Annotated in this window: 7 protein-coding genes; 5 read left to right on the top strand and 2 right to left on the bottom strand. The window is 51.7% G+C overall.

All coding sequences use genetic code 11. The features are described from left to right. Positions 1–45 precede the first annotated feature (45 nt). The 3 genes from PSV43_RS21770 (at position 46) to PSV43_RS21760 (ending at position 2,398) form a co-directional block, all read left to right on the top strand. Positions 46–786, top strand: a complete 741-nt coding sequence (locus PSV43_RS21770; protein ID WP_300202678.1) for a glycosyltransferase family 9 protein — start codon at positions 46–48, stop codon at positions 784–786. Next, the gene (locus PSV43_RS21765) at positions 774–1,709 is read left to right on the top strand and encodes a hypothetical protein (RefSeq protein WP_300202675.1); all 936 of its coding nucleotides are present in this window, start codon (positions 774–776) and stop codon (positions 1,707–1,709) included. Before PSV43_RS21770 ends, PSV43_RS21765 begins: the two co-directional genes overlap by 13 nt. A gap of 107 nt (positions 1,710–1,816) precedes the next feature. Further along, positions 1,817–2,398: a class I SAM-dependent methyltransferase gene (locus PSV43_RS21760; protein ID WP_300202673.1), complete on the top strand. Its 582-nt coding sequence runs from the start codon at positions 1,817–1,819 to the stop codon at positions 2,396–2,398. A 92-nt stretch (positions 2,399–2,490) separates the two neighbouring features. Here the strand turns inward: PSV43_RS21760 and PSV43_RS21755 are convergent, their stop codons facing one another. Then, complete coding sequence (locus PSV43_RS21755) at positions 2,491–3,207, bottom strand: hypothetical protein (RefSeq protein ID WP_300202670.1); 717 nt, start codon at positions 3,205–3,207, stop codon at positions 2,491–2,493. A gap of 234 nt (positions 3,208–3,441) precedes the next feature. Beyond that, a complete protein-coding gene (locus PSV43_RS21750) occupies positions 3,442–3,792 on the bottom strand; it encodes a hypothetical protein (RefSeq protein ID WP_300202667.1) in 351 nt (116 codons plus the stop codon). A 72-nt stretch (positions 3,793–3,864) separates the two neighbouring features. On the opposite strand from PSV43_RS21750, the gene PSV43_RS21745 reads away from it, so the two are divergent. Together PSV43_RS21745 and PSV43_RS21740 are read left to right on the top strand one after the other, a co-directional pair. Continuing rightward, a complete protein-coding gene (locus PSV43_RS21745; protein ID WP_300202664.1) occupies positions 3,865–5,172 on the top strand; it encodes a hypothetical protein in 1,308 nt (435 codons plus the stop codon). A 10-nt stretch (positions 5,173–5,182) separates the two neighbouring features. Then, the gene (locus PSV43_RS21740) at positions 5,183–5,689 is read left to right on the top strand and encodes a hypothetical protein (RefSeq protein WP_300202661.1); all 507 of its coding nucleotides are present in this window, start codon (positions 5,183–5,185) and stop codon (positions 5,687–5,689) included. The last annotated feature ends 128 nt before the right edge of the window (positions 5,690–5,817 follow it).

Genomic DNA, 5,817 nt, shown 5'->3' with positions numbered 1-5,817 from the left:
CCTTGGCCTTCACCCACGCCTTGGCCTATTACATAAACATATAGTATGCCCGACCATATCGTTCTCATTCCTGAGAGATACCGCCTTGGAGACACTCTCAGCTATAAAGTAAGGCGAGTACCGTCTATCCAATGCAACAGACTTACAGTGTGCTGCCCGCCGTCATGGAGATTCCTCTACCCATCAGCTTCTGACTTTGTTGACGTAGAAGAAACGCTGGACGGATACGGCGAGCGCAAAGTGATCAAGGAATTGCAAAGCAGATGGTCAGCAGCTGAGTTCGTCAAAATCGGACATCAATTCAAGCCAGTAGATATTGATATTCAGCCTCCCATTACATGGCCGCAAGCTGTGGATGTCGCGATTGCCCCTAGAAAAAAAGACAGCAGCAGCCCACATCGCAACTGGAGCGGATGGCAGCAGCTAACGCGCTCTTTGGTAGCGGACGGCCTTGTCGTTGAAGCACTCGGACGCAAAGATCAATCCTTTGATTGCGCGATTCGTCTCACTGAGAGGCTGGATTGCATGTCCGCAATCATAGAACGTGCAAAATTGGTTGTGGCAACGGATTCCGCCGTGGCACATCTGGCTATCTTGCTAAAACGCCCTTTAGTAGTTTTGTGGGGAAAACCCGTGGGCGTAATTCCATGTCAATCTTATACACAGGGGTGCCATGCGCGAATGGAGTCACAAAAACGCTCCGAAGTATTTCATGTGGAGAATGCATGGATCGACATCGACCACGCCATCGCAGAAGTAAGGAGGATCTTTGCATGTCTAAAATAGCCGGACTCGTTACACAGTGTGTATTGGAGAGTCCGCTGAAGCAGTGGCTTGAGCGGCAGTGCAACAATGCAGGTAACAACATCGATTGGTATGACGTGACTCGAAGCACCGCTGAGTACAAGAAGCGTTTCGAAGATGCTGATGCCGTGATGACATGGAACTGCCGCATGCCGCACTGGTGGCTTCAGTCCAGAAAAAAACCCGTGTTGCACCTCGACAACTCGCTTATTAACCAGCGTGCTGGAGTTTTTGTGGATAGCTACGGATATTTTTCCCATTCACATCTGTGTAGAGACCGCCTGTGGCAGGCATCGTCCGAAATTGATCTGGTGAAAATTGCTGAAAAAGAGTTCGGATGGAAAGCCTTCAGCAACGGAAATCCTGACGGGCCGATCCTCGTCGCCATGCAATGCGAAAATGACTGCAACATTCAGTTTGAGTTTCCACTGGCAAAGCATACGCAGCACAAAAACCAGCTTTTCATTGATTTATTGAAGGATAATCTTCCTTCCGAAGCATCCGTCTTGATAAGACCCCATCCAAGAGAGCGCGCGAAGTTCACCATGGAAGAGCTGCCATCAAACTGGACGCTCAACATGGAGGGAGAGTTCAAACACGTGCTGCCCACGTGCTCTGCACTGGTGACCGTGAATTCCACATGTGCCTCGGAAGCGGTATTACTGGGTATCCCAACCGCAGTCCTCGGAACCGGCGTGTTCACGGGTTCTGGTGTCATGTTGGAATGTCATCTCGAGCCACAACAAGTTGCCCAAATCCGAAGCTTTAAGACGTTGCAAGCACAGCAGTACTGCGGCGCTTTACGCACACGATCCTTTATACCCTACTGGCCAGAGGATAGTTATAATAACCCGGAATTCAGGCTGTGGCTTGAGTGTATCAATGACAGGAAACTGTCATCATGACTGACACGCTCTCTCTGTTTTTATTAGTTATAACTATTCTTCAACTACAAGCATACTCTGACTCGGCCCAACCCGATTCAGCCCGTTGACTCAACACCTCCACCACCATGATTACGTTTGTAGAATTGATGAAACAAGTAATGGATGCCCCCAAGCTACGCACAAGAGAAGCGATCTGGCATCTCTATCTCACAGAGATCACTGATGGGAAAGCTTTGGAATTTGGTGTCTATAAAGGCGGATCTATTAACTACATGGCCGCAGTATGTCCCGAGGCTGCCTTCCATGGGTTTGACGGATTCATAGGGCTCGCTGAGAGCTGGAGAAATCTGCCCGCGGGATATTTTTCCACAGACCTAAGTAAGCTCAAATTCCGCGAAAATGTGATCTTACATGTCGGAGAATTTGAAAAAACGCTGCCGGAGTATGTTAACCTTCCTTCTGGCAGACTGCTTCAGGCCATTCACATCGATTGCGATCTTGGTTCCTCAACGGCCACAGCATTACGCCACCTGACTCAGCAGATCATTGAAACAAAACCGCTTATTCTGTTCGATGAGTTCTACAACTATGCAGGCTATGAGCAACATGAAGCCGGAGCATTTAGTGAGTGGAGCACTCAAAACGCAGTCAAGTTTGAAATCGTCGCAAGAACCACTCATGAGCAAGTTCTAATTCGAATACTGTGATGTCGCTGCAACCTGACTATCTTTTACGAGAGAGTGGTTGAGCACCAACCAAACTGCTTTTACTGATGGCCTCAGGCGAATTGAAAAATATTCTATTTGGTCTGGTCAACGGGAACAAGAAAGATCATAAATGTCAGGGATTTACTGCGCACTTCCACGCCAGTCTGTTTGCTTGTCACGAGCCATTCGTCATCAGGAAATTTCACTTCAATGCTATTGGCTTTATTTGACGACTTCCATGTGCCGGGATGCTTGTTGCCCACCTTTGTGATTCTGAGCGCAACGCCATCGGGCTTGAAAGTTACAGTACCATTCAGAGGACTGTCTTTCTTCTCGTTATGGACCCCCCAAACTTTACCCCAATCAATGTCTGGGGTAATTCTTCCCACTTCGATATCCGCACGAATTTTATTCAACTCTGTGACAGTTTCGAGTTTGGGTCCACCAGCCGTTTTGAGAAGACCGTCGATACGAGCTATGATGGACTTTTGAATGGGTGCGAGAGCCTTGGTACGAGCCTGATCGTAAAAGGAAAAAAGCTGAGCGGCGCTAGCTTGCGGTTCTGGCACAATCTCGCCGGACAGCTTGATCTTGAGCTGGCTGGTGAGCAACTCCGCCCCAGCGGTATCCCCACTGGAGACGAGTTTGGTGATGAGCGGCGTGCCGGCCTTTTCCAGAGACTGGTTCAGGCGCTCCACGGCTTGGGCGGCCTGTTTGCGGTAGTCCTTGAGGATGGCATCCGGGGAGTCGGCGAGGGCGGATGAGGAGGCGACGGCAACAAGCAGGAGGGAGAAAAGCAGGTGTTTCATGGGAGCACGGTTGAGTGGCACGAAGATACACCTAGACGAATGACTGCAAGCTGAATTGGAATTTAAGATGGTCTGTTGAACACATAAAAGAAACGCCAGGATCAATACAAGGATTCCTTAGCCTCATGTGGCGGTACGTGACCACTCCATCACCTGGGCACGGGAGGGGCTCCCACGCGCTCATTTTCAACCCGCAGAACTTAGACCCAAGTCATTACAGATCATTTTTTTATCCTAACCATTCATGTACATGCTGCGTGGCATTTTCTCCTCGAGAAGAGAGTGGCCGCAGGGCCGCTCTCCCAGCGCGGCGCACAGGCCATCGGCCGCCAGCTCCTGCAAACGGGGATCCAGACCCTGGGCACGCCCCCTGAGGACGGCATTGCCGCCGCCAAGGCCAGCGGCGTCTTCGACGTCGTCCGCCAGCAATACAACCGCGACGACTCCCCGCACTTTATGGATGAGGACGGCAACCTCCGCCCGCGTGATGAGACCCGCCAGCAGGACTTCCCTGCCCCCCGTGACTCTCAGACCCCGCAGCGCGGAGCAGGAGCGCCACCCCGCCCCGCGTGGAGCGCCGGGCACGCTGCCGATGGCGATTCCAGAAGCAGCCCCCGCACTTCCCCGCCTGTGTCCAATGATACCATACCTTGGTATATGCCACCCATCACCCCCGAGGATCTCGATCCTCAGCGCCTCGATGATGCTGACGCCGCAGGTTTCTATTCCGCCCTCAACGGCAGGCCTGAGGCCCATGACCTCGTGCATCGCACCCCGAGCGCATCCACGCCCAAGCCCGAGTTCAACGATCTCGTGTACCGCTACAGCGGCAGGCCAGAGGAGGTGAAGGACCAAAACAGAGGCTTCTACCAAAATGTTGCCGACGTCCACGGTGCCTCACCGCAGATCGCAGCCAGTGCAGACGCCTTGGCTCAGAATGGAGGCAAACAACCTGGGCAGGGCCCCGTCCAGCCTCTCGATCCTAAAGCGACACTCAAGCAGCCCTCCACAGCAGTACCTCCTCCTAGTTCTGCCAATGCGTCACCAAATCCGCCGAGTCCGAGTGGGGCCGATCCCTTGACCAAGCTAAAAGAACATGTCGCCAAATCACGCAATCCGATTTTCATCAAAGACTATTATGATGAAAAAACACCCCTTGAAGAAAAACTGCTTCTCAAGCAACTCCTTCTTTCCTTGAAGGCCCCTCCAGGTGAAAAACTGCCCCTGCCCATTGCAAACCTGCAGCACTGGCTCAATGTCGAAAACCGCCCTGCCGCAGAGAATGAAGGACCTTTGGAAATTCCATTCGAGAATTTGTCGAAATTTGACGTGATGAAAGATGGAGGGGAAAAACTTCTCAAGTATTTCGGCACCCATCCGGACAAAGCGCTCGAACAAAAAAACATGTTTGACTGGCTGCGGTCCCATCCAGACGCCGCTGGCATCGGAAGTTCTGTTCCGGATACCCATTGGGATGCTCAGGTTTCCGGGAGAGCACCTGGGGTAAGCGGTTATTTTGGGTATGCCCGCCCTGGAAACGAAGAATTTTTCTACGGGCTGGGCGACGCCACACTGACAGGTAACTCTTCTGGAATCAAAGGATCTGTGGACAAGAACAATGCTGCCAGAGCGGAGGGCAATATCGTTTATACACTCAAAGACCGCTATGATTGGAACAAGAATGAAGGTGTCACCATACCCCTCACCATGGAAATGATTCAAAAATATCTGCCCAAGGGCGTGCCTCTGATCACTCCAAAAGGCAAGACCATTCAAATCAATGATTCGTTCCTCCATGATCTTGAGAAGCGAGGACATGGAAGAAGCTTCGATATTCAGTCAAAGAGTCCGCCCTTCAGGTACGAATTTATTCAACCCAAGCCGGGGCATCCACCCACGCATCAGGTGTTTCCCGCGCCGCTAAAGGAAAATTTCCAGATTGAAGACCCTGGAGTATTTCTATAACATTACCCGCATGCACCCCAGCCTTCATCGTTGCTGTATCATCGCCTTCCTCCTCCTGAGTAGCATGGCCTTGCCAGTTACGGGCAGGGCGCAGAATACCTCACCCTTTCTGAACTGGGACGAACTGATGGCACATGCCGGATTGGTGGGCATCAGCGCGAAAACCAAGGATCAGTTCAGATGCGATGTTGCTTTTGTTTCTGCGCGGAACATCTCAGTGGTCAAAGCCTCTATCCTGCTGACTTCCAACGAGTGGGCCTATCTCAACTCCAGCATTCCCAACCATCTGCTGCACCCTTGGGGACTGGGCAAAGTGGACCTCGCCACATGGAAACACCTGGTAGATATTATTCTTCCCTTTGAGGGCACCGTGAATGTTGACCGCCTCAAGATGGACGACAAATTCACCATCCTGCGCCACCAGAACCTCCGTTCCATCCGCTTGTACATGCTCTCTCCCAATGCTGACGGCAAAAGTGGCATGCTGTATTACTTTTTCCACAAAGACGAGCCGTAGGAGTAAGTGCGTAGCGAGTGAAAGAAAACATGCCAAGAAAACATGCCGGGCATTATTTGAGTTAGCCCAACACACCACTTATCTGCAATGGGTTGCTGCGGATTGAAGCAGCCGACCGTTGGCGCGCG

The sequence above is a fragment of the Prosthecobacter sp. genome (assembly GCF_029946185.1).
GTDB lineage: Bacteria > Verrucomicrobiota > Verrucomicrobiia > Verrucomicrobiales > Verrucomicrobiaceae > Prosthecobacter.
The sequence above is the reverse complement of the archived record's forward strand: the minus strand, read 5'-3'. Positions and strand labels throughout refer to the sequence as shown.